The 20,181-nt window shown below is 70.8% G+C and carries 26 protein-coding genes and 3 pseudogenes; 15 read left to right on the top strand and 14 right to left on the bottom strand.

Going from position 1 to position 20,181, the window contains the following annotated elements; genetic code table 11:
* From VFH59_RS13955 to pxpB, 6 genes and pseudogenes are all read right to left on the bottom strand, one after another.
* Positions 1-149: pseudogene (locus VFH59_RS13955) on the bottom strand (hypothetical protein); the annotation flags it as partial.
* 8 nt (positions 150-157) lie between these two features.
* Positions 158-1,117, bottom strand: a complete 960-nt coding sequence (locus VFH59_RS13950; RefSeq protein ID WP_325165514.1) for a 5-oxoproline transporter, DUF979 family subunit — start codon at positions 1,115-1,117, stop codon at positions 158-160.
* The gene (locus VFH59_RS13945) at positions 1,104-1,799 is read right to left on the bottom strand and encodes a 5-oxoproline transporter, DUF969 family subunit (RefSeq protein WP_325165513.1); all 696 of its coding nucleotides are present in this window, start codon (positions 1,797-1,799) and stop codon (positions 1,104-1,106) included. Before VFH59_RS13945 ends, VFH59_RS13950 begins: the two co-directional genes overlap by 14 nt.
* Positions 1,796-2,563, bottom strand: a complete 768-nt coding sequence (locus VFH59_RS13940) for a 5-oxoprolinase subunit PxpA (protein ID WP_325165512.1) — start codon at positions 2,561-2,563, stop codon at positions 1,796-1,798. Before VFH59_RS13940 ends, VFH59_RS13945 begins: the two co-directional genes overlap by 4 nt.
* A 7-nt stretch (positions 2,564-2,570) precedes the next feature.
* Positions 2,571-3,533, bottom strand: coding sequence for a biotin-dependent carboxyltransferase family protein (locus tag VFH59_RS13935; RefSeq protein ID WP_325165511.1), 963 nt, complete (start codon positions 3,531-3,533; stop codon positions 2,571-2,573).
* Positions 3,530-4,237, bottom strand: coding sequence for a 5-oxoprolinase subunit PxpB (pxpB, locus tag VFH59_RS13930; RefSeq protein WP_325165510.1), 708 nt, complete (start codon positions 4,235-4,237; stop codon positions 3,530-3,532). The genes VFH59_RS13935 and pxpB overlap by 4 nt, the downstream gene beginning before the upstream one ends.
* 229 nt (positions 4,238-4,466) lie before the next feature.
* On the opposite strand from pxpB, the gene VFH59_RS13925 reads away from it, so the two are divergent.
* From VFH59_RS13925 to VFH59_RS13915, 3 genes are all read left to right on the top strand, one after another.
* On the top strand, positions 4,467-4,868 hold the full coding sequence (locus VFH59_RS13925; protein ID WP_325165509.1) for a GFA family protein: 402 nt from the start codon (positions 4,467-4,469) through the stop codon (positions 4,866-4,868).
* A gap of 480 nt (positions 4,869-5,348) precedes the next feature.
* A complete protein-coding gene (locus tag VFH59_RS13920) occupies positions 5,349-5,951 on the top strand; it encodes a hypothetical protein (RefSeq protein ID WP_325165508.1) in 603 nt (200 codons plus the stop codon).
* Between the two features lie 223 nt (positions 5,952-6,174).
* Positions 6,175-6,693 (top strand): PH domain-containing protein, encoded by a 519-nt coding sequence (locus tag VFH59_RS13915; RefSeq protein WP_325165507.1) that lies wholly within the window; start codon positions 6,175-6,177, stop codon positions 6,691-6,693.
* A 181-nt stretch (positions 6,694-6,874) separates the two neighbouring features.
* Here the strand turns inward: VFH59_RS13915 and VFH59_RS13910 are convergent, their stop codons facing one another.
* Positions 6,875-7,495: an SEC-C domain-containing protein gene (locus VFH59_RS13910; RefSeq protein WP_325165506.1), complete on the bottom strand. Its 621-nt coding sequence runs from the start codon at positions 7,493-7,495 to the stop codon at positions 6,875-6,877.
* A gap of 461 nt (positions 7,496-7,956) precedes the next feature.
* On the opposite strand from VFH59_RS13910, the gene VFH59_RS13905 reads away from it, so the two are divergent.
* Positions 7,957-8,550: an OmpH family outer membrane protein gene (locus VFH59_RS13905; protein ID WP_325165505.1), complete on the top strand. Its 594-nt coding sequence runs from the start codon at positions 7,957-7,959 to the stop codon at positions 8,548-8,550.
* Positions 8,551-8,613: 63 nt separating this feature from the next.
* On the opposite strand, the pseudogene VFH59_RS13900 reads toward VFH59_RS13905, so the two are convergent.
* Positions 8,614-8,769 (bottom strand): annotated as a pseudogene (locus VFH59_RS13900) (HupB); the annotation flags it as partial.
* Between the two features lie 156 nt (positions 8,770-8,925).
* On the opposite strand from VFH59_RS13900, the gene VFH59_RS13895 reads away from it, so the two are divergent.
* Complete coding sequence (locus VFH59_RS13895; RefSeq protein ID WP_325165503.1) at positions 8,926-9,846, top strand: M14 family metallocarboxypeptidase; 921 nt, start codon at positions 8,926-8,928, stop codon at positions 9,844-9,846.
* A gap of 151 nt (positions 9,847-9,997) precedes the next feature.
* Here VFH59_RS13895 and bla read toward each other — a convergent pair whose 3' ends face one another.
* Both bla and VFH59_RS13885 read right to left on the bottom strand, forming a co-directional pair.
* A complete protein-coding gene (bla, locus tag VFH59_RS13890) occupies positions 9,998-10,900 on the bottom strand; it encodes a class A beta-lactamase (protein ID WP_325165502.1) in 903 nt (300 codons plus the stop codon).
* 94 nt (positions 10,901-10,994) lie between these two features.
* A complete protein-coding gene (locus VFH59_RS13885) occupies positions 10,995-11,183 on the bottom strand; it encodes a hypothetical protein (RefSeq protein WP_325165501.1) in 189 nt (62 codons plus the stop codon).
* Between the two features lie 150 nt (positions 11,184-11,333).
* Between VFH59_RS13885 and VFH59_RS13880 the strand changes: the two genes are divergently transcribed.
* The 6 genes from VFH59_RS13880 to VFH59_RS13855 all read left to right on the top strand — a co-directional run bounded on the left by VFH59_RS13880 (position 11,334) and on the right by VFH59_RS13855 (position 13,769).
* Positions 11,334-11,801: a DUF1203 domain-containing protein gene (locus tag VFH59_RS13880; protein ID WP_325165500.1), complete on the top strand. Its 468-nt coding sequence runs from the start codon at positions 11,334-11,336 to the stop codon at positions 11,799-11,801.
* 144 nt (positions 11,802-11,945) lie between these two features.
* Positions 11,946-12,215, top strand: coding sequence for a hypothetical protein (locus tag VFH59_RS13875; protein ID WP_325165499.1), 270 nt, complete (start codon positions 11,946-11,948; stop codon positions 12,213-12,215).
* A 108-nt stretch (positions 12,216-12,323) separates the two neighbouring features.
* Entirely contained in the window at positions 12,324-12,533 is a 210-nt protein-coding gene (locus tag VFH59_RS13870) for a hypothetical protein (RefSeq protein ID WP_325165498.1), read from the top strand.
* Positions 12,530-13,018, top strand: a complete 489-nt coding sequence (locus VFH59_RS13865; protein WP_325165515.1) for a hypothetical protein — start codon at positions 12,530-12,532, stop codon at positions 13,016-13,018. Before VFH59_RS13870 ends, VFH59_RS13865 begins: the two co-directional genes overlap by 4 nt.
* Positions 13,019-13,035: 17 nt before the next feature.
* A complete protein-coding gene (locus tag VFH59_RS13860; RefSeq protein ID WP_325165497.1) occupies positions 13,036-13,236 on the top strand; it encodes a hypothetical protein in 201 nt (66 codons plus the stop codon).
* Positions 13,236-13,769: a GNAT family N-acetyltransferase gene (locus VFH59_RS13855; protein WP_325165496.1), complete on the top strand. Its 534-nt coding sequence runs from the start codon at positions 13,236-13,238 to the stop codon at positions 13,767-13,769. The genes VFH59_RS13860 and VFH59_RS13855 overlap by 1 nt, the downstream gene beginning before the upstream one ends.
* A gap of 81 nt (positions 13,770-13,850) precedes the next feature.
* Here the strand turns inward: VFH59_RS13855 and VFH59_RS13850 are convergent, their stop codons facing one another.
* Together VFH59_RS13850 and VFH59_RS13845 are read right to left on the bottom strand one after the other, a co-directional pair.
* Positions 13,851-14,021, bottom strand: a complete 171-nt coding sequence (locus VFH59_RS13850) for a small, acid-soluble spore protein, alpha/beta type (RefSeq protein ID WP_325165495.1) — start codon at positions 14,019-14,021, stop codon at positions 13,851-13,853.
* A gap of 158 nt (positions 14,022-14,179) precedes the next feature.
* Positions 14,180-16,219: pseudogene (locus tag VFH59_RS13845) on the bottom strand (PAS domain S-box protein); the annotation flags it as partial.
* Positions 16,220-16,792: 573 nt separating this feature from the next.
* On the opposite strand from VFH59_RS13845, the gene VFH59_RS13840 reads away from it, so the two are divergent.
* A complete protein-coding gene (locus tag VFH59_RS13840; RefSeq protein ID WP_325165493.1) occupies positions 16,793-17,014 on the top strand; it encodes a hypothetical protein in 222 nt (73 codons plus the stop codon).
* 32 nt (positions 17,015-17,046) lie between these two features.
* On the opposite strand, the gene VFH59_RS13835 is transcribed toward VFH59_RS13840, so the two are convergent.
* Entirely contained in the window at positions 17,047-17,256 is a 210-nt protein-coding gene (locus VFH59_RS13835; protein ID WP_325165492.1) for a hypothetical protein, read from the bottom strand.
* Positions 17,257-17,453: 197 nt separating this feature from the next.
* Here VFH59_RS13835 and VFH59_RS13830 point away from each other — a divergent pair, with 197 nt between their 5' ends.
* The gene (locus VFH59_RS13830; protein WP_325165491.1) at positions 17,454-17,996 is read left to right on the top strand and encodes a hypothetical protein; all 543 of its coding nucleotides are present in this window, start codon (positions 17,454-17,456) and stop codon (positions 17,994-17,996) included.
* 203 nt (positions 17,997-18,199) lie between these two features.
* The gene (locus tag VFH59_RS13825) at positions 18,200-18,814 is read left to right on the top strand and encodes an OmpA family protein (protein WP_325165490.1); all 615 of its coding nucleotides are present in this window, start codon (positions 18,200-18,202) and stop codon (positions 18,812-18,814) included.
* Here VFH59_RS13825 and VFH59_RS13820 read toward each other — a convergent pair.
* The gene (locus VFH59_RS13820) at positions 18,784-19,605 is read right to left on the bottom strand and encodes a hypothetical protein (protein ID WP_325165489.1); all 822 of its coding nucleotides are present in this window, start codon (positions 19,603-19,605) and stop codon (positions 18,784-18,786) included. The two genes, VFH59_RS13825 and VFH59_RS13820, sit on opposite strands and share 31 nt — an antisense overlap.
* 238 nt (positions 19,606-19,843) lie before the next feature.
* On the opposite strand from VFH59_RS13820, the gene VFH59_RS13815 reads away from it, so the two are divergent.
* Complete coding sequence (locus tag VFH59_RS13815; RefSeq protein ID WP_325165488.1) at positions 19,844-20,035, top strand: KGG domain-containing protein; 192 nt, start codon at positions 19,844-19,846, stop codon at positions 20,033-20,035.
* Positions 20,036-20,181: the final 146 nt, after the last annotated feature.

The following is a 20,181-nucleotide window of genomic DNA, read 5'->3' as shown; positions in this document are numbered from 1 at the left end:
GCGATCACCCGATGCCCGCCGATGCGGCGGCCATGCAGCTGCGCCACCGCCTGCCAGGAGGGGTTGGTGCTTTCGCCGCCGAACGGGTCGAAACCGGTCAGCAGGACGCAGGGGGTGGCGGCACGGCGCGGGGACTTGGCAGGGGACATCGAACGGTTCAGGTGAGCAGGTACAGGGCCAGCAGGTTGAAGGCCAGCAGCGCCAGCGCAGTGGGCCACTGGGCGCGGATCACCGCCCAGTCGTCGCCCAGTTCCAGCAGCGCCACCGGCACGATGTTGAAGTTGGCGGCCATCGGCGTGAGCAGCGTACCGCAATAGCCGCAGAGCATGCCCAGCGAGCCGACCAGGCCCGGGTTCGCGCCGTGGTGGACCACCAGCAGCGGCAGGCCGATGCCCGCGGTGAGCACCGGGAACGCGGCGAACGCGTTGCCCATGATCACGGTGAACACCGCCATCCCCAGCCCGTAGGCCAGCACGCAGGCGAGCCGGCTGTCGATCGGGATGAAGCGGGCGCTGAAGCCGGCGATGTCGCGCCCCACGCCGCTGGCGGTCAACACCACGCCCAGCGCCGCCAGCAGCAGCGGCATCAGCGCCGCCCAGCCGAGCGTATCGAGCAGCCGCCGGCCCTCGCCCAGCGCGACCGGCGCCGGCACGCGGCCGAGCCGGGTCGCCGCCACCGCCGCGAGCACGGAGGCGAGCACCAGGCCGAGCAGGGTGCGGTGCGCCGGCACGAACAGCGGCTGCCCCTGCAGGTACAGGTAGCCGCCGAACACGCTGACCAGTACGGTCACCAGCGGGATCAGCAGGGCCGGGCCGAACAGGCGGCGGCCCAGCCGCCGTGCCGACGCCTCGCGCTGCGCTTCCGGCACCATCGGCACGCGATGCCTGCCCACGCCCGGCGCCAGCAAGGCGAGCACCAGCACCGCCGCGCCGGCAAGCTCGGCCGGCCAGCGCACGCCGGCGGCCTTCGCCCGGATCACCGCCTCGCCGCCGCCGAACAACGCGGCCAGCACCAGCCAGAAAGCTGCCGTGCGCCATTGCCGGTCGCGCAGATTGAGCAGGCCGGCGCAAAGCAGGAACAGCGCGAGCAGGTCGTAGGCGTACTCAATCCGCAGCATCGGCCTGTCCCGGATACCGCGCCAGCAGGCGCCGGCGCGCCACCGCCAGGCGCAGGCCGTGGATGACGAAGGCGCCGATCGCGGTCGGCAGCGCCCACAGTGCGATCGCCAGCGGTTGCAGCACGATCCCGTGGCTGGCGTAGAAGCCCTGGATCAGCAGCACCGCACCCAGCGCAATGAAGACGTCCTCGCCGAAGAACAGGCCGACGTTGTCGGTCGCCGCCGCCAGCGCGCGCACCCTGGCCAGTTCCTCCGGCGTCGCCGGCGCGCCCTTGTCGCGCTCGAAGGCGGTTTCGCTCATCGGCGCGAGCATCGGGCGTACGGTCTGCGGATGACCGGCGACGTTGGTCATGCCGAGCATCGAAAGCAGCTGGCGCAGGCCCAGGTAGGCAACCAGCAGGCGCGTGAGGTTGAGCCCGCGCAAGCGTCCGATCCAGTGCCGCGCGTACTCGCGCAGGCCGCAGCGCTCGAGCACGCCGACCGCCGGCAGCGTCAGCGCGATCAGCAGCAGGGCGCGGTTGGCGACGAAGCTCTCGCCGATCAGGGCGAGCAGGTCCGGCACGTCGTACCCGGCCAGCAGGCCGCTGACCACGCCGCCGGTCACCACCACCAGCACCGCGTTGAAGCGCAGCACGAAGCCGAGCACGATGATCAGGACGCCGAGCATCGGCCAGTGGTTCATGCGGGCACCCCACAGGCACGCAGCGTCACCCCGGCCGCGCGCAGGCCTTCGTGCAGGGCCTGCGCGAACAGCGCCGCATCGGGGCGGTCGCCGTGCACGCACAGGCTGTCGGCCCGCACCCGCACCGGCTCGCCGTCCACGCTGTCGACCACGCCCTCGCAGGCCAGCACCACCGCCTGGCGCACCGCGGCCGCGGGATCCTCGATCACCGCGCCGGGCTGGCCGCGGGCGACCAGGTGGCCGTCGGCACGGTAGCGGCGATCGGCGAAGGCTTCGTGCACCACCGCGAGGCCTGCGTCGCGCCCCGCATGCACCAGCGCGCCGCCGGCCAGGCCGACCAGCCGCAGGCCGGGATCGACGTCGCGGATCGCCTGCACCACCGCCTGCGCCAGCGCCGGGTCCTGTTCGACCATGTGGTACAGCGCGCCATGCGGCTTGAGGTGGGTCACCTCCGCGCCGGCGGTGCGTGCCATCGCCGCCAATGCGCCCAGCTGCACCACGGTCAGCGCGTACAGCTCGGCCGGCGCCATCGCCATCGCGCGCCGGCCGAAGCCCGCCAGGTCGGGCAGGCCGATGTGGGCGCCGATGGCGACCCCGGCGCCGGCCGCCGCCTGCACCGTTGCGCGCATGGTCAGCGGGTCGCCGGCATGGAAGCCGCAGGCGATGTTCGCCGAGGTGATCCAGGGCATGACCGCGGTGTCGGCGCCCATCCGCCAGGCGCCATAGGACTCGCCCATGTCGCAGTTGAGGTCGATGGTCGGCATGCGTCTCTCAGGTGTCCTCGTTCAGTCGCTGCGCCACCCGGCCGAGCAGCTCGGCGAGCCATTGCTGCTGCTGCGCATATGCCTGCCGCGCCTCGGCCAGGGTGGTCCAGCGGAATTGCAGCATATCGCCCGGGCGTCGCTGGGCCAGCGCCGGCAGGTCGGCGGCGGCCAGCTGCGCGATGCGCGGATACCCGCCGGTGACCGGATGTTCGTTCAGCAGCACGATCGGCTGGCCGTCCGGCGGCAGCTGCATGACGCCGGCAACGACGCCTTCGCTGACCAGTTCGAGCGGCCGGCGCAGGCGCAGGGTCGGACCCTGCAGGCGTGCACCTACGCGGTTGCTGTCGGCGCGCAACGCGAACGCCTCGCGCGTGAGCGCCGCCCGGGAGGCCTCGTCGAGTTGATCGGTATGGCTTGCCGGCAGCAGTCGCAGCGGCGATCCGACGTCGAACCAGGGGCGCGGGTCGAGCGACCAGCGCGGCACGTGCGCGCGGGAGGGCAGGGCGTCGCCCAGCGGCAGCCGGTCGCCCACGCGCAACGCGCGTCCGTCCAGCGGGCCGACGCCGGCATTGAGGTCGGTCGAGCGGCTGCCCAGCCAGGGCGCCACCGCGAGGCCGCCGTCGATCGCCAGGTAGCTGCGGCAGCCGCTGGCCATCGGGCCGAAGTCCAGCACGCTGCCGGCCGGACAGCTGCGGGCCTGCCACATCGGCAGCGGCACGTCGTTGCATCGGGCGCGCGGCAACGGCGCGCCGGTCAGCGCGACGCGGGCGGCGCGCGCCAGGCGCAGGCACGGGCCGAGCAGGGTGAACTCCAGCACGCAGGCCTCCGGCGGGTTGCCGACCAGCGCATTGGCCAGCCGCATGGCCGGCAGGTCGGCGGCACCGGCACGGCCGATGCCGAGCTGCGCATAGCCCGGGCGGCCCGCGTCCTGCAGGCTGCTCAGCAACCCTGGCGCGAGTACCTCGATCACGCGCGCGCATCCCCGGCCAGCTGGTCGAACATGGCGGCGTCGATGGGCTCGAAGCGCACGCGGTCGCCCGGCGCCAGCAGGCAGGGACGTCCGCTGGCGGCGGCATCGAACAGGCGCGAGGGCGTGCGACCGATCAACTGCCAGCCGCCGGGAAGCTCGGCCGGGTAGATCCCGGTCTGCGCGCCGCCAATGGCGACCGAGCCGGCCGGCACGCGCGTGCGCGGGCGTTCCCGCCGCGGCACCTCGAGTGCCGGGTCCAGCCCCAGCAGGTAGGCGAAGCCGGGCGCGAAGCCGAGCATCGCCACCTGGTACTCGACCGCACAGTGGCGTGCCACCACCGACGCCTCGCTCATGCCCAGGCGCTGCGCCACCGTGCCGAGGTCGACGCCGTGCGCGCCGCCATAGCACACCGGCAACCGGTGAACGGTGGGCGCCTGCCGCGCCTCCGCGCCGCCGGCAGCCAGCACCTGGCGGATGCGATCGAGCAGCCCGGGGAGCGGATCATCGGTGGCCGCCGCGGCGCGCGGGTCCAGTCGCACCAGCACGCTGGCATAGGCCGGCACCAGTTCCTGCACGCCCGCCAGCGGGGTCGCCCGCAATCGCGCGCAGGCCTCGTGCACGCGGGCATTGACTTCGCGGTCGATACCCTCGCCCAGGCGCAGCAGCAGGGCGTGCTCGCCCATGCGTTCGTACTCGAAATCCACGTGCTGCCGCTCCTCCCGGCCGTTCGCGCCGGGACATGCTACATGCCGGACGGATCCGGGACGCCCGACACCTCATTGGGTGATATCGATGGGCTGTCATGGATTCAGGGCCCACGGTGGCAGGGCGCGCAGCAGATTCGATGTTGTCACCCGTCGACCGGACGCTCGCCCTCTCACCGGCGAGGTGCGTGCCGCTATGCTGGCGTCTCTGCCAAGGGAGAGTCGCTCCATGAAGAAACTCAAAGGCTCCTGCCTTTGCCGCCAGGTTTCCTTCGAGGTTGCCGACGAGTTCATCTTTCTCGGCTACTGCCATTGCTCGGAATGCCGGAAATGGACCGGCTCGGCGTTCGCCACCGGAGGTATGGTTCCCGCGAGCGCCCTGACCCTTACGGCCGGATCCGAGGTCGTGAGGCATTACCGGAAGTCGGTTCAAACCGAATTGGTGTTTTGCGGTCAATGCGGTTCGAGCCTGTATTCGCGCAAGCTTCTTGTGGACCGATGCATCGTCCGCCTGGGCACGCTGGACGATACGCCGACGCGCGCCCCGAACGTGCACATCTATTGCGCTTCGAAGGCGCCGTGGTACGAAATAATGGACGCTCTTCCGCAATACGACGAGCTCCCTGAGTAGCTCCGGTGAATGGCAGGTTGTTCCCGGTAGCGGGATTAACGGGGTGCACGCCGCTTGGCCGTAACCTCTTCAGCCTGGCCTCGCATAGCGGCGGATCCCGCAAAACCATTCGACCACGTAATCCGCGGGCATCGGCGGCAGAATTTTCAGGAAAGCATTAGCGGTTTGCGATCCCGCGCCAAGGACGGCACGATGCAAACTGGCGCGCTTCTGCAACGGACGCGCCAGGAGCTAAAAGGGGCTTTGTTTGGGGGATATGTCGAGGAGGATCCGTGAGGATCTCTGTCTCGCCACGCTGGCCGGCTGCCTGACGCGGACCTGCTGGCCTGGCGAGCGGTTTGGCACGGGACGCGCTTACCTGACAGTATCCGGCCAATTCCGCTCTCGCCAGCCGGCAGGCGGAGCAAACGGCCAATGATTTGTCGGCGGGCGCTGTTGGAGCGGCCGCCATGGGTAGTAAACCAGAAGGGGGAAGAGGGAATGCGTTTGATTCGATGGAGTGTGGCGCTGCTTTTGCTGCTGGGACTGGCCGGTTGCCAGTCGTCGCTGATGACGAAGGCGGGTGGTTCGGAACCCATGCCTGAGCCTGGCAAGGCACTGGTCGTGTTCCTGCGGCCATCGTCTTTCGGCGGAGCGATCCAATCGTCCGTGTACGACACCGGCGACACGAAGGACAGGTTCATCGGCATCGTCTCGACCAAGACGAAGGTTGCTTACCAGGCCGACCCGGGCGACCACCTATTCATGGTCGTGGCGGAGAATGCCGACTTCATGGTCGCCCATCTCGATGCCGGCAAGACCTACTACGCACTGGTGAGTCCGCGCATAGGCTTCTGGAAGGCGCGCTTCTCCCTGCTGCCCATTCACAACCGTGCCGATGCCAAGTACAGCATGCGGTCTGCCGATTTCCGCGATTGGATGGCAGACACCACTTGGGTGACCGTCAGCCCCGCCGCTGAGCAGTGGTACCGCGAACACGAAGCCGATATTCAAGCCAAGAAGGCCGACTACATGCGCCGCTGGAACACAGCCGACGCGCAGCAGCACGCCGAGCTGACGCTTCCGGCGGAGGACGGCATTTGATGGTTACCTGAACCGGGCAGCCGGTTTGATCAGAAGGCTTAGGGCGGGCGCGCCGGTCACCATGACTCGCCCGCCGTGGGCCGGCGTCTGACTGTTTGACGCCGGCCCGTTGGGCCGTACCGGGCAACGGCTCGTGAGCCCTCCGTTTCCGGCGCTTGCCCCACATGCGCTGATCGGAGATACCATCGCCGCGGCGATGGAATGGCAGAAGAGACCTGGCACCATGAGCGACGAACTGAAGCGTTGCCCGGCATGTGCCGAGCTGATCCAGGCGGCGGCGCACAAGTGCCGCTACTGCGGTACCGACCTCGACGCGTATGTCGCGGCGCACGAAGCCAGTGCCGAGCAGACCCTGCTCACCGGCCACCCGCGGGTGATCTACACCTTCGGCCAGTACGTGGTGGCGGTCTGCACGCTCGGCATCGCGCTGCTGGTGTACTGGGTGCGCAGCCTGAGCCTGACTTTCACGGTCACCACCCAGCGGGTGCGTGTCGAGCGTGGCCTGTTCTCCAAGGTGCAGGACAATGTGGAGCTGTTCCGCGTGGATCATTTCGACGTGATCAAGCCGCTGGGCATGCGGCTGCTGGGGTTGTGCCGGGTCCAGCTGCATTCCTCCGATCCGGAAATGCCCACCGTCGATCTCTTTGGCATGCCGGGCCTGGAGGCGATGGCGGACACCTTGCGCGAATGCTCGCTGCGCGAACGGGCCCGTCGCCGGGTTCTGCCGATGGAGCAGATGTAGCGCCGGCGGGCGCACCGTGGTTCCACCGTGGCGGCCGGGGGACGATGCCGTCGCCGAACGTGGCCACGCCGCTATGGCCCAGTGACACCTGCACCACTCCCGCGCCCCTGGCAGGGGCATGTGGTTCGCCACCCGGATGCGGGCGAACGTCCGCCCCGGATGTGGCCAACCGCCGGACGCCTCAGGCGAGCGCCAGCTCCAGCTCGTGGCCGTGGCACTGCTCGTAGCGCAGCCCGCTGCCGCACAGGCAGGGATCGTGCTCGCGCAGCTCCGACTCGATCGCGCAGCCGAGGAAGCGCTGCGCCTGCCGAAGCGGCGCGATCTGCTCCGCCGGAACGTGCACGTGCCCCTGCCCGGCAGGCTGGCCGCTGCGCGTCATCACCTGCACGATCGCGCGGGACACGCGGATGAAGTGCTGCACCAGCTGGTCGTCATGCAGCGCCATGCGGACGTTGTCGACCACTTCGCCGTGGTAGTCGCGTCGCGCGTCCGGCACGAAAAGGATCGAGCGCTCGCCGTGCGGCTTGGGCGTGATCTCGACCATCCGCCCCTGCGGCGAGAGCCAGACGGCATGGAACTCGGCCTCCACCAGCACCCGTGGCCATTGCCAGAGCTGCCAGCCGCACAGCATGCGGCCGCCATCGCGAGCGACCTTGGCGCGGACGTTGGAAAAACATCCGTTGACGGTCGCGCCAGGCTCCGGCCGCACGTCGAGGTAGGTGGGCAGGCCGCCGGGGGTGACCTTGTCTATCAACCGGTGCAGGGAGGCATCGATCCGGGCAGGCGTCGTGGTGGTGTACATCGCAACCTCGCTCAGGTGTTCGCTCGGCCATCGCTCGCATGCATGCGGTGCGGGGCGCCGTGCAGGGAATCGACGGCGGCCAGGTGGCGGCTGGACAGGTCTCCGTGGTGCCGCGTGGTCGCGGGTCGGACATGCGAGCGGCCACCCGCACTGCGGGAGCTATCGGCGTTGTCGTTGAGTGTCGATGCCGTTCAGCGGCGCAAGAGGGCATCGGTTCAAGGGTGCCACGACGCACGCGAAGATCGCATCGAAGCACGATGGCGCCTGGCGTTGCGACCGCCGGCGTGACGGCAGTTGCGCTGGCCGGCGCCCAGGCTTCCGGTCGGTATGCACATGGCTCCGGCGTCGGGCCGCTTCAGCCGGCACGACTTCCCGTGGCGGCAGGGTTGGTTATGCTGGGGAACCGCCGTGTTCCTGGAAGGTCCACGGATCACTTTCAACCAAACAGATGGGTTGTCCACATGAACCTGCCCCGTTCCCTGCTCGTCGCCTCGCTGGTCGCCGCGGCCGGCTTCTCCATCATCCCCGTGTCCGCCGCGCGCGCCGCGGATCTCGGCGGCACTGCCGTGCCGGGGGTGTGCATGCTTTCGCGTGAGGCGGTCTTCGCCCAGTCCAAGGTCGGCCAGGCGGCGAGCCAGCGGCTCGGGCAGCTGGCCCAGCAGGCACGCACCCAGCTGGACAACCAGCGCAAGCCGCTCGATGCCGACCTGCAGAGCTTCCAGCAGAAGGCCGGCTCGTTGAGCGAGTCCGACCGCAAGAGCCAGGGCCAGGCGCTGCAGCAACGCATGCAGGCCTACCGCAGCGAGGCGGGCGAACTCGACCAGCGCATCCAGCTGACCCGCGGCAAGGCGATGCAGCGTATTGGCCAGGACGCCGAGCCGATCGTCGCCAGCGTCTACAAGAACCACCACTGCGGGCTGCTGCTGGACCGCGACTCGGTGCTGGGCGGCAACCTGACCAACGACCTTACCTCGGACGTGGTGCAGGGCCTGGACCGCAAGGTCACCACGATCAGCTTCAACCTGGAACCGTTGCCCGCCAACGCGAAGAAATAAGCGCAGGCGCGGCTCGCCCCGCAGGCGGGCCGTGCGCTCGGAAGACCACGCCGACGGCGGTCAGGACTTCTTGCCGCCGCCGTCCTGCTTGTTCACCGTCGCCCAGGCGATGCGCTCGGCGGTCTTCTCGGACTTGCCTTCCTTCTTCTCGCTCTCCTCGATGTGTTGCGCCTGGCGCTTCTGCTTGTCGGTGTAGGAGGACTTGTCGCCCTTGGACATGGCACGGCTCCGGTGGCTGGCTGGGCTCCGACGCTAGCGGCTGTGTGGTTAAAGCGAGGTCGCCTCGCGACCACGCCGGCGTAAAGGCGCCGGTGGCCATGCCGGCGCGATGCTAGAGTGCGTCGCTTACTTTCCGGCTACCGTGCGAGCGACCTGATGACGAACCAGGCCCCCTATCCGATCGGCACGCCCGGCGTTCCCTGGGGACCGGCGGAAGTGGCTGCCTGGCTGTCGCGGCAGGCGCGCCAGCGCAGCTACGAGGCAGAGGTGCTGACGGTGATCGAACGGCTGCGCCCGCGTTTCGACGTGGTGCAGTACGGCCAGCTCGATTACGCGCCGGACAGCTACCCCCTGCTGGCGATCAGGAGCCGCGGCTGGCGCGAGGAGCTCCCCTGCGTCCTGGTGACCGGTGGCGTGCATGGCTACGAAACCAGCGGCGTGCATGGGGCGCTGCGCTTCGCCGAGCGGCACGCGGACGAGTACGCGGGCAAGGTCAACCTGCTCATCGCGCCTTGCGTCAGTCCGTGGGCGTACGAGCGGATCCATCGCTGGAACGCGCAGGCGATCGATCCCAACCGCTCGTTCCGCGAAGACAGCCCGGCGGCGGAATCGGCGGCGCTCATGCGCCTGGTCGAGCCCTTCCGCGAGCGCATCCTGGTGCACGTGGACCTGCACGAGACCACTGACACCGACGAGTCCGAATTCCGCCCCGCACTGGCCGCGCGCGATGGCGTGCCGTTCGTGCCCGGCGAGATCCCCGACGGCTTCTACCTGGTCGGCGACACCGCCAACCCGCAGCCGGCCTTCCAGCAGGCCGTGATCGCGGCGGTGGCCGAGGTCACCCACATCGCCCCGGCGGACGCCCACGGCGAGATCATCGGTTCGCCGGTGGTGGCGCCGGGCGTCATCAACTACGCGCTCCGGCCGCTGGGGCTGTGTGCCGGCATCACCGACGCGCCCTACAAGACCACTACCGAGGTCTACCCCGACAGCCCGCGGGCGACCGCCGAACAGTGCAACCAGGCCCAGGCGGCCGCCGTGCGCGCGGCGATCGGCTTCGCGCTGGCGCATTCGTAGCGCGGTCGGGCCGCGCGGCCCCGGCCGCCAGGCCAGCCGCGCCGGGCGTGAGGGTGAGCGCAGCGTCGGGATGGGCGCCCCGCAGGCGCGTGGGGTGCAGCGGGGCGGGCGATCGGATGCATGACGCCGAGCGGCCCCGGCCGGGGCCGGCTCAGCCGGCCGATGCGTGATCCCAGGCCGGGAACGCAGCGGCGATGCTCCCGACTTCGGCGAGGACGGCGCTGCGCCGGTGCGCGTCCGCGGCAGGCGCGACGTAGTAGGCCGTCACCAGCAGCGGTGGCCGGCGGGGCGGGAACAGGATGGCGACGTCGTTGCTTTCGCCCTGCGCGCCGCTGCCGGTCTTGTCGCCCGCGCTCCAGCCGGCGGGCAGCCCGGCACGAAGCTTGTCGGTGCCGGTCAGGCAGCCACGCATCCAGCCCAGCAGGCGTGCACGCGAGGAATCCGACAGCGCCTTGCCGAGCAGCAGGTGCCGCAGGGTGTCCAGCATGGCATCGGGGGTGGTGGTATCGCGCCGGTCGCCGGGCCGGGTGACGTTGAGCTCCGGCTCGGTGCGATCCAGCCGCGTCGCGCTGTCGCCCAGTCCGCGCACGAACGCGGTCACTGCCTGCGGCCCGCCGAGGGCGGCGAGCAGCAGGTTCGCGGCGGTGTTGTCGCTGACGGTGAGCGCCGCCGCGCACAGCGCTTCCACCGTCATGCCCGGGGCGCCGGTATGCAGCCGGGTGACCGGCGCATAGTCGAGCAGTCCCTCGGTGCCGAAGCGGATGCGCCGTTGCAGCCGCTCGTCGCCGCGGTCCACCCCGGCCAGCACGGCGGCCACTGCGAGCACCTTGAACGTGCTGCACAGCAGGAACCGTTCGTCCGCGCGGTGTCCCACGCGGCGGCCGTCCCCGCAGTCGAGGATGGCCACGCCGAGCCGTCCGCCGTGTTGGCGCTCCAGCCCTGCGAGCCGCGCCGCCGCATCAGGCAGGGCGAGGGTGCCCGGAGTCGCCTGGGCCAGCGTGGCGGGCAGCAGGGCGCCCAGCAGGCTGCCTTTGAGAAAGTCCCGGCGTTTCATGGCTCGTCCGTGTGAGGGGGTGGCCGCCGATGATCGGTCATGCATGGGCCCGTTCGGGGGCCGGCCCGCGGCACGCGCCGGGCAGGGTCGCCTGTCAGCGGCGCACGTAGTCGTCCGCTGGCCGGTCGCCCTTCTGGCGCTGGTTGTCCTCGCCGGTATCGTTCCTGGCCTCGCCGCCGGCATTCGTGTCAGCCGGTCGCTTGGGGACCTCCGCGCCGGGATCGCGGGCATCGTGCCGGGTGCGATCGGTGCCGCCGCTCTTGCCGGGATGGGATGTGCTCATGGGGTGCTCCCGTCGGTATCGCCGTCGGCATTGTCGCCACAGGGGGCGGAAACGCGCGTGAGCGCCAGGCGCGGCGAGCGCAAGAAGCGGAGTGTGCGCGGGCGGCGCCACCCCTAGCCTCGCGTGATTCCACCGCCGGAGAACGCCGCCATGGCCTTTCGCATCCGTGGGCTCTCGCCCGAGCCTTTCCGCCACCTGTTCGGCCAGGACGACGCGGCGCTGGCCGCCCTGGGAGTGCGGCGTTGCGTGGTCGACCACGCGCCGGGTTTTCCCGACCGTGTCGAGCTGCGCGACCTCGAGCCCGGCGAGACCGCCTTGCTGCTGAACTACACCCACCAGCCGGCCGACACCCCGTTCCGCGCCAGCCACGCCATCTTCGTGCGCGAGGGCGCAACGGCGGCCTATGACGCCGAGGATCGGGTGCCGGAGGTGCTGCGTATCCGCACGATCTCGCTGCGCGCGTTCGATGCCGGGCACATGATGGTGGAGGCCGAGCTGGCGGCGGGCACGGACCTGGACGCGGCGATCGCGCGCCTGTTCGCCCGCCCCGGGGTGGCCTACCTGCATGCGCACTACGCCACGCGGGGCTGCTACGCGGCACGCCTCGACCGCGCCTGATCGATGGGCGGCGCCGGCGTCGCCACCGGGCTGCCCGGCATGCGCAGGGCGTCACACTTCGCCGTTGCCTGCGCGCGATTTTCATCCGGGCGTGATGCCGGGCGAGCCCACCATGGCCGTACCCGGGGCAGAGGAGCAGGCGGCATGGCATACCTCGTCGGAGACATCGTGGTGGTCGGCTCGTGGATCACGCCTGGCGAGGGCCAGGGATTCGTCGGCCAGTTCGCGCTGCTGCGGGCCCAGCCCGGCCTGCCGCTGATCCGCACCGACATCGTGCGCGGTGCGGCGCCTTACGCCGACCTGTTCGAGGCGGCCGAGGCGGGCTGCCAGGCGGGCATCGAGGCGGCGAAGCGCAAGCAGGGCAATGCCACGCTGATCCCCCTCCCGTACCCGCCGGGGCCGCTGCCGGTCTGACCGGGCGTGCCGGCGGCCCCGCCAGGCGGGCCGGGGAAACGGCCGGGCCTGCTTGCGTTGACCCGGCCCGCCCGCAAGATGAACCCACCCACCGCGAGGAGAGCTTTCATGCAGCACATCCACCGTGAGCGCACCATCGAGGACAGCGGCAAGCATTTCGTGGCCATCCTGAACGAGCAGCCGGATGGCCTGCTGAGCGTCACCGTGCGCCTTCCCGACGGCACCCTGCGCGTGGTCCCTGGCGAGCACTTCCGCGACGAGGACCAGGCCATGGCGGCGGCCAGTTCGTTCGCGCACGAACTGGTGGGGTCCTGCTGACCCGCGCACGGCAGGCCCGGTGCAACGCGGGATGGCCATGCCTGGCGCTGGGCATCCTGTGGACCTCGCCCAACACGCTGCTCGGCCTGCTGGCAGGCGGCATCGGGCTGGTGCTGGGTGCCCGCGTGCGGTGGCGACCACGCGCGCTGGCGCTGGTGTTCGGGCGGATGCCGTGGGTGTCGCCCGGTGCCCTGACCCTGGGCAATGTCATCCTGCACACCGGCGGCAGCCTGGACGTGGCCTGCTTCACCTACGCCCATCGCGCCGGGCGTGCAGTCGAGCCGCGCGTGTCGCTGGCCGACCACGAGCGCGCGCACGTGTACCAGTACATGGTGCTCGGCCCGCTGTTCCTTCCGCTGTACCTGCTGTGCGGGGGCGTCAGCGTGCACAATCCACTGGAACGGGCGGCCGACCGCTACGCCCGATGCGGCGCCGGCTGGTGGCCGTTCGCGCGCAGTTCGCCGGCACCGACGCCGCCGGCGTGACCTCAAGGATGCCGACGATGACCGACAAGCTCGACCTGCAGGATCTGGCCCACCTCGCCCGCGTGGCCGAAGGGCAGGGCGCCAGCGTCCCCGAAACGGCCGTGGCCCGGCTGATGCTGGCCGGGCTGGTGCGTCGCCCCGACCACGTGTGTGAAGGCGCGCCCGAGCTGGAGCTGACGCCGGCCGGGCTGGCGCGGGTGCGCTCGAGCGACCAGTGATGGACGTACGCCTCCGCGAGGCCCGCCCGGACGAGTTCGAGGCCCTCGGCCAGCTGCTGGTCGACGTGTACGCGCGGCTGGAGGGCTTCCCCAAGCCGGAGGAACAGCCGCGTTATTACGCCCTGCTGGCCGACATCGGCCAGTTCGCCCGCAAGCCGCAGGCGCAGTTGCTGGTCGCACTGGATGCACAGGAGCGGCTGCTCGGCGGCGTGGCCTATTTCGGCGAGATGGCGCATTACGGCTCTGGCGGCATGGCCGGCACGCTCACCGACGCATCGGGCATCCGCCTGCTCGGCGTGGCGCCGGCGGCGCGTGGCCTGGGCGTGGGGCGGGCATTGACCGCTGCCTGCATCCAGCGCGCGCGCGAACGAGGGCACGCCCGCGTCGTGCTGCACACCACCCGCGCGATGCAGGTCGCCTGGGGCATGTACGAGCGACTGGGCTTCGAGCGTGCGCCGGAGCTGGACTTCATGCAGGGCGAATTGCCGGTGTTCGGCTTCAGCCTCTTCCTTCGCCCCGGTGCCTCTGCCTGAGGGAGCGCCCCGCGGCGGTCTCCCGCGACAAAAAAAGCCTGGTGCCAGGCCAGGCTTTCCTTGTCCGAACGAGCGTGAAGCCTACCGGTCGCTGCTGCGGCCGCCTTCGGACTCCTTGCCTTCCTCGACCAGTTCGCGCACGCGCTGGCCGCCCTTGTGGCCGGCCTCGCGGACGCTCATGTCGCCGTTGTCGTCGCTGGCCGAGCGGCCGGACTGCTGGTTGCTGCGCTCGTTGTCTCGCTGGTTTGCCATGAAGCCTCCGTGGAACGAAAAGGTGGGATACCCGGCCGGATGGCCAGGCACGCCATGCGTTGCAAGGGTGACGCCAGCCATGGGCGGGCCACCGGTCGCATGGCAGCGTGCGGAGCGGGGCATGCGGCCTGAAAAAGCGTCCGCCGATGGGACATTTTTCAGGGCGGTGACAGGCCCTGGCCGGCCTGTGTCGCACCCCGCCCGAGCATGTCGCGGATGCGCGCGGCCAGGGCGTCGATCGCGAAGGGCTTGGTCATCACCTGCATGCCAGGCTGCAGCGGCCCCAGGGCGGCGTCTTCGGCATAGCCGGTGATGAACAGGATCCGCAGCGCGGGACGGGCGACCCGTGCCGCCTCGGCGAGTTGACGTCCACCGAGGCCGCCCGGCAGGCCCACGTCGGTCACCAGCAGGTCCACGCGTACCTGCGACTCCAGCACGCGCAGGGCGGAGGCGCCGTCGGCGGCTTCCAGCGCGGTGTAGCCGAGTTCCCGCAGCTGTTCGCCGACCAGCGTGCGCACGGTCGGCTCGTCGTCCACCACCAGCACGGTTTCGTCCGCTGCGGCCGGCAGTGCCGGCGCGAAGTCGTCTTCCCCGGCACCGTCTTCGGCCCGGCCTTCGTGGCGGGGCAGCAGGATCGTCACGGCGGTGCCGCGCCCGGGCGCGGACTCGATACGTACCTGGCCACCGCTCTGCCGGGCGAAGCCGTAGACCATGGAGAGGCCCAGCCCCGTGCCCTGGCCCTGCGGCTTGGTCGTGTAGAACGGGTCGAACGCCCGCGCGACCACGTCAGGCGGCATGCCCGTGCCGGTGTCGGCCACGCGCAGGGTGACATAGGGGCCGGCCGGCACGTTCAGCCGCTTCGCCGCCGACTCATCGAGCCGCAGGTTCGCCGTGCCGATGGCCAGGCGCCCGCCTTGCGGCATGGCGTCGCGCGCGTTGATGCACAGGTTGAGCAGCGCGTTTTCCAGTTGGTTGGGATCGCACAGCGTGCTCCACAGGTCTTCGGTGGGATCCACTTCCAGGGCGATATGCGGGCCGATGGTGCGGCTGAGCAGATCGGTCATGCCGCGCACCAGCGTATTGAGGTCGGTCGGCTTCGGCTCCAGCGTCTGGCGGCGCGAGAACGCCAGCAGGCGGTGGGTCAATGCCGCAGCGCGGTCGGCGGCGCCGCGCGCCGCCGCGACGTAGCGGTCCAGGTCGCTGTAGCGTCCCTGGCGGGCACGCCGCTGCAGCAGGTCGAGACTGCCGACGATGCCGGTTAGCAGGTTGTTGAAGTCGTGCGCGAGGCCGCCGGTGAGCTGGCCCACCGCCTCCATCTTCTGTGCCTGGCGCAGCGCCTCCTCGGCCTGCGCGCGGTCGAGGGCCTCGGCGTGCAATGCATCGACCGCCTGGCGCAATTCGGTCGTGCGCGCGTCGACCTGGGCCTCCAGCGTCTCGTTGAGCTGGCGCAGCGCGGCCTCGCTCCGGCGCAGTTGCTCTTCGGCCGCCCGGCGCTCGGTGATGTCGCGGCCGATCTTGAGGTACCCGCGCAGCGTGTGATCGGGACCGCGCAACGCCGTCATGTGGCCCTCGATGAACACCCGCGAGCCATCGCGCCGCACGTGCCAGCGCACGTCGGGTGCCACGCCGTGCTCGCGGGCGGTCGCCAGTTCCTCCGCAGGCCGGCCGGCTGCGCGATCCTCGGGCGTGAACAGCAGCGCCGCGTCACGCCCCAGCACTTCCGCGGCGCTCCAGCCGAACACTGCCGCGGCGCCCGGCAGCCAGTCGGTGATAAGGCCCTCGGCGTCGGTGGCGAGGATCGCGTAATCACGCACGCCCTCCACGATGAGGCGCAACCGTTCGTCACTCTCGCGCAGCGCCGCCTCTGCCCGGCGGCGGTCGCTGACGTCGAGCACCACCTCCAGCACGTCGGTATCGGCCCGGCGCGCCGCGAACCGACCCCACCAGCGCGTGCCATCCCTCCGGTACAGCTGCTTCTCGTATGGCGTGGTTTCGCCGGCCCTGGCGATTTCCTCGACCGCCCGCGACGAAGCGGCATGGAATTCCCCCGGTGTGAGCTCCTGCCAGGTCATGCCGAGGACTTCCTCCCGACGAAAACCGGACATCGCGAGGAAGGCGTCGTTGACGTCGAGCAGGCGATAGTCCGGCCCCCACAGCATCACGCCGAGGGTCTTCATCGCGAGGAGGCTGTTGAAGCGTCGCTGGCTTTCCAGCAGCGCCGTCTCACTGGCCTCGAGCGCGGCATTGCTCTGCTGCAGTTGCTCGTTCAGCAGGGTGGCATCGGCCAGCCTGGCGTGCTGGCGGTCCATTGCATGCGCATGATCGGCAGCGGCAGCAGCAGCCTCGTCATGCGCCTGCCGGGTTGCGTGGTCGGCCGCGGCGGTCTTGGCCAGCGCCTCGTCGACATCGACGCCCGCGCGCCGCAGCGCCTTGCGCAGGCGCGCGTTCTCCAGCACCAGGCGGGCTTCCCGCCCGGGGCGGCCGTGCTGGTCAGCGGCGTCGTGGGGGTGGGTCATGGCTCGGGAAAGTGGCCGTGCACGTCCTGCCTGCTCGCGCGGGCACGGGAAGGCGCAAGCCAGTCGAGCGTCTGACTGGTTGCGGGAAAGGAGCGTGTAGGTCGGGTCGACGCCGGCGGCGCGCGTCAGGTCGATGCAGGCGGCGACGACCGATCGCGCGCGGCAGCTTCACCGGCGCCGGCGTAGCCTGGCGCTGCCTGGGCGAGGTACCGCAGCTCGCGCCGGCCTGTCTTTCGGAGAAGGGAGCCACGCCCGTTGGATGCCGAACACATCATCCAGGCCGATGCCCGCACCGAGCGGGTCCGCTACGACGGCTTCCGCGCATTCCTGCTGGGGCGCGATCCCACCCGCCGCCTGGCCGATGCCTTCGCCCGGCAGATCGTGGCGCGGGGCGAGCAGGTGCGTTACGGGTATGCATCGGACGCCGGCGAGAAGGGCATCGCGCGGGATTTCTACTACTGGGTCTGCGATGCCTGAGCGGCCCGCGGAACACCGAGCCGCGTGGCAGGTCAGTGGCGGCTACGGGCCAGCTCGGAGACCCGGCGTTGCTCGGCGCGGCGCCGGTCCTGCGCCGCGAGCAACTGCTGGCGGCGGGTCGGCGGCAGGGCGGGCGCCTGCTCGGCGATCAGGCCCAGCTGGCGGCCGAGGCGGACCACCAGCTGACGCCACTTGGACGCGGGCCACAGGGAGTGGTTGGAGAGCTGTACATGCGTGGTCATATGCGCGTCCTTCCGTCGAACAGGGCCGTGGCGGCGCGCGGGATCGCTGCCTCGGATGCTGAATGTGCAACGAACCTTGTTAGCTGGCCGTAATGCGCGGGCCATGGCGGTGGCGATGAGGCCGCCGGGGCTTCGACGCTGCCCTGACGGCGCGCGCGCCAGACTGTCCCCCTTGTACAGCCAAGGGACACCACGCCATGGGTAACCAACCTGACGAGCGCAACCGCGAGCCGATCGGGGGTCCGATGGCCCCGGACGCCGAAGGCAAGACCGCCGGCTCCAACACCCAGAGCCAGGGCGGCATCAGCCGCGAGGTTGCGCAGGCGGCGCGCAAGGATTTCGACGCGGCAGCAGGCCTGCCCGGCGGGCTGCCGCGGGTCGACCCGCCCGGCCGGTCGCTGGACCAGGGCGGTCCGGCGCAGGCTGGCCGCGTGGAGCACGGTTTCACGGGCGATGACGGCGACCACGTCCCCGGTGACAGCAGCGGCGTGCCCGCTTCGCGCAACCCGGGCGCCGCGGCGGACCTCGGCGCGCAGCAGGACACGCGCATGCACGGCATGCCGCGCGACCCGGCCGACCGCACCACCGGCGCGGACTCGCCCAACCGCGGCGGCACGGCCGGCTCACCCGGTGGCCCGGCGCGCATGGCCCCGGCGCACGTGCCCGGACAGGAGCCCGACGAGGGCGTGGTCCAGGGCGGGCAGAGCGGCAACGATGCGCAGCGCGATCAGCAGGTCTGACGTCCCCATGCACGGCTTGCACGTCCGTGAACCCCGTACATCCGGCGACGTGCCCTTGCGCACGTTTGGCCGTCCGAGTCAGGTACCGTCAAGGTAGCGCGCGTCCGGCGGTGCTAGGGTCCGAGGCTCTGGGCCGACAGGCTGGTGGCTGCCGGAGTGGCAGGCACCCGCCAAGGGCTCGCTCATAGAAGGAGAAGGCGCACATGGTCAATTCGACATTCCGGTGGACCGCGGGGTCGCTGGTAGTGGCAGCGATCGCTCTGGGCGGTTGCACGAATTACGTGAAGAAAGCCGATTTCGATTCCGCCATCGCCGAGCTGCGCGCCAACGACCAGAAGCAGCAGCAACAGCTGGACTCGTTGACCCAGGAGATGCAGCAGCGCTTCGCCAAGTACGACGCGCAGATCTCGCAGATGGCCGGCCGCGTGCGGCTGGATACCGCGGCGCACTTCGCCTTCAACGACGCCACCCTGCGCGACCAGGACAAGCCGCTGCTGGATGACTTCGCCAAGGTGATCAGCCAGCACTATCCCGACGCCGTCATCACGGTCGAGGGTTTCGCCGACCCCGCCGGCTCGGCCAGCTACAACCGCCGCCTGGGCGAGCGCCGCGCGAAAGCGGTGCGCGACTATCTGGTGCAGAACGGCCTGGCCTCGGAGCACCTGCGTGCGGTCAGCTACGGCGAGGCGACCAACCGCCAGGTCGAGCGCGGCAAGACCCGCGAAGAAGGCGCCTCCAACCGCCGCGTGACGCTGGTGGTGGATTTCGCCGGGCAGGCGACCGGTGATCAGCAGATGTCCTCCGGCACCACCGGCTGAGAATCTCCCGCGTGCAGGGTGGGCTTCGGCCCACCCTCGGGGTCGCCGGCGCGGTCCCTCCCCCTCCTAGGCGACGTTCGTTTCCGGACGTCGCGCGCCCAGCCGCACGAGCAATTCCTCCGCCACCCGGATCGTGTCCGCGGGCTCGGCAAGGTCGAGCGTGACGGCCAGCCGGTCGTCGCCCTCACGGGCATAGACTTCCGGCTGGCCTTCGACCAGCCGGTCGAGTGCCGCCGGTTTACCGTGCTGTCGCGGCCGAACACCGATACGCCACCGCTCCGTTCCAGGTCGCCGGCGGGATAGACATCGAGCACGCTGCCGCGCAGCGCGTAGTCGCCCGGGTCGGCCACCTGCGGCACGCGCCGGTAGCCGGCGGCTTCCAGCCGCCGGCGGCCTTCGATGGGCGCAAGCGCGTCGCCGCTGGCCAGGAACAGGCCCGTCGCCTGGTGCGCCGGCGGCGCGATGCGCTGCATCAGCGCGGTCGCCGGAACCACCAGCACGCCGCGCTCCAGGTCCGGCAGCCGCTGCAGCGTGGCGATGCGTTGCGACACGATGTGCGGATGCGGGTTGAACTCGCCGTAAGGCAGCGTCTCCCAGTCGGGGAAGTGGAGCACCGGCAGCGCGCCGGCGAAGCATGCGAGTTCGTCCTCCAGCACCCAGGCCTGTCGTGGATCCACGGCGACCACCACCACCGGCCCCGCGTGTGCCTGTGCGGCCAGCACCGCCCACAGTGCCAGCGCGCTGCCGTGCGGGAGCGGCCAGGCGCATGGCGTGCGGGCGGAGCGCGGCAACGGGGCGTCGGGATCGGCTGGGCATCGCTTGCACTCGGGCGCGGCGGCCCCCGGGAGGCCACCGGCGCAACGGAAAGGGGGCGCTGCTTATGCGGCGTGCGCCGCGCAACCAACGTGAACGGAAGGCTGTGGAGGAGCCCGTTGATTCGCTGCTAAGGGCTTCTTTATGGGCCCGCCGCTAGGGTGGAAAGCGTTCGCCAGTTGGGCGGACCTTCCATCCACACGACAGGAGAACGCCATGAGTGATGACAAGCGCGGTTTCGCATCCATGGACAAGGACAAGCAGCGTGAGATCGCCAGCAAGGGCGGCAAGGCCGGTGGCGGCGACCACGCCACGCACGAAGAGCACGTGCGCGCCGGCAAGCAGAGCAGCGGCGGCACGCACGAGCAGCACGTCAAGGCGGGACAGCAGAGCAACAAGAACGACTGATCCCTTTCGGTCCATCCCGTACGAAGGAAGGGCGGCCTCCGGCCGCCCTTCGCCTGTCCGGCGCCCGCGCGTCCTATCATCGGCGGGCCGCGGCGTGCGGCGCTGGGAGGGGACCCGATGAAGCGTATCCACGTGGTGCTGGTGTT

The sequence above is a fragment of the Frateuria sp. genome, from assembly GCF_035695185.1.
Lineage (GTDB): Bacteria > Pseudomonadota > Gammaproteobacteria > Xanthomonadales > Rhodanobacteraceae > Frateuria_A.
The sequence above is the reverse complement of the archived record's forward strand: the minus strand, read 5'-3'. Positions and strand labels throughout refer to the sequence as shown.

Bases quoted from the DNA above. Each gene is read 5' to 3' on its own strand.
- VFH59_RS13880 (WP_325165500.1), top strand. From the start codon at position 11,334: ATGGCCTTTCGCATCCGTGGGCTCTCGCCCGAGCCTTTCCGCCACCTG.
- VFH59_RS13895 (WP_325165503.1), top strand. From the start codon at position 8,926: ATGACGAACCAGGCCCCCTATCCGATCGGCACGCCCGGCGTTCCCTGG.
- VFH59_RS13875 (WP_325165499.1), top strand. From the start codon at position 11,946: ATGGCATACCTCGTCGGAGACATCGTGGTGGTCGGCTCGTGGATCACG.
- VFH59_RS13905 (WP_325165505.1), top strand. From the start codon at position 7,957: ATGAACCTGCCCCGTTCCCTGCTCGTCGCCTCGCTGGTCGCCGCGGCC.
- bla (WP_325165502.1), bottom strand. From the start codon at position 10,900: ATGAAACGCCGGGACTTTCTCAAAGGCAGCCTGCTGGGCGCCCTGCTG.
- VFH59_RS13920 (WP_325165508.1), top strand. From the start codon at position 5,349: ATGCGTTTGATTCGATGGAGTGTGGCGCTGCTTTTGCTGCTGGGACTG.
- VFH59_RS13910 (WP_325165506.1), bottom strand. From the start codon at position 7,495: ATGTACACCACCACGACGCCTGCCCGGATCGATGCCTCCCTGCACCGG.
- VFH59_RS13825 (WP_325165490.1), top strand. From the start codon at position 18,200: ATGGTCAATTCGACATTCCGGTGGACCGCGGGGTCGCTGGTAGTGGCA.
- VFH59_RS13940 (WP_325165512.1), bottom strand. From the start codon at position 2,563: ATGCCGACCATCGACCTCAACTGCGACATGGGCGAGTCCTATGGCGCC.
- VFH59_RS13945 (WP_325165513.1), bottom strand. From the start codon at position 1,799: ATGAACCACTGGCCGATGCTCGGCGTCCTGATCATCGTGCTCGGCTTC.
- VFH59_RS13850 (WP_325165495.1), bottom strand. From the start codon at position 14,021: ATGGCAAACCAGCGAGACAACGAGCGCAGCAACCAGCAGTCCGGCCGC.
- VFH59_RS13870 (WP_325165498.1), top strand. From the start codon at position 12,324: ATGCAGCACATCCACCGTGAGCGCACCATCGAGGACAGCGGCAAGCAT.
- VFH59_RS13860 (WP_325165497.1), top strand. From the start codon at position 13,036: ATGACCGACAAGCTCGACCTGCAGGATCTGGCCCACCTCGCCCGCGTG.
- VFH59_RS13830 (WP_325165491.1), top strand. From the start codon at position 17,454: ATGGGTAACCAACCTGACGAGCGCAACCGCGAGCCGATCGGGGGTCCG.
- VFH59_RS13925 (WP_325165509.1), top strand. From the start codon at position 4,467: ATGAAGAAACTCAAAGGCTCCTGCCTTTGCCGCCAGGTTTCCTTCGAG.
- VFH59_RS13855 (WP_325165496.1), top strand. From the start codon at position 13,236: ATGGACGTACGCCTCCGCGAGGCCCGCCCGGACGAGTTCGAGGCCCTC.
- VFH59_RS13915 (WP_325165507.1), top strand. From the start codon at position 6,175: ATGAGCGACGAACTGAAGCGTTGCCCGGCATGTGCCGAGCTGATCCAG.
- VFH59_RS13950 (WP_325165514.1), bottom strand. From the start codon at position 1,117: ATGCTGCGGATTGAGTACGCCTACGACCTGCTCGCGCTGTTCCTGCTT.
- VFH59_RS13885 (WP_325165501.1), bottom strand. From the start codon at position 11,183: ATGAGCACATCCCATCCCGGCAAGAGCGGCGGCACCGATCGCACCCGG.
- VFH59_RS13835 (WP_325165492.1), bottom strand. From the start codon at position 17,256: ATGACCACGCATGTACAGCTCTCCAACCACTCCCTGTGGCCCGCGTCC.
- VFH59_RS13815 (WP_325165488.1), top strand. From the start codon at position 19,844: ATGAGTGATGACAAGCGCGGTTTCGCATCCATGGACAAGGACAAGCAG.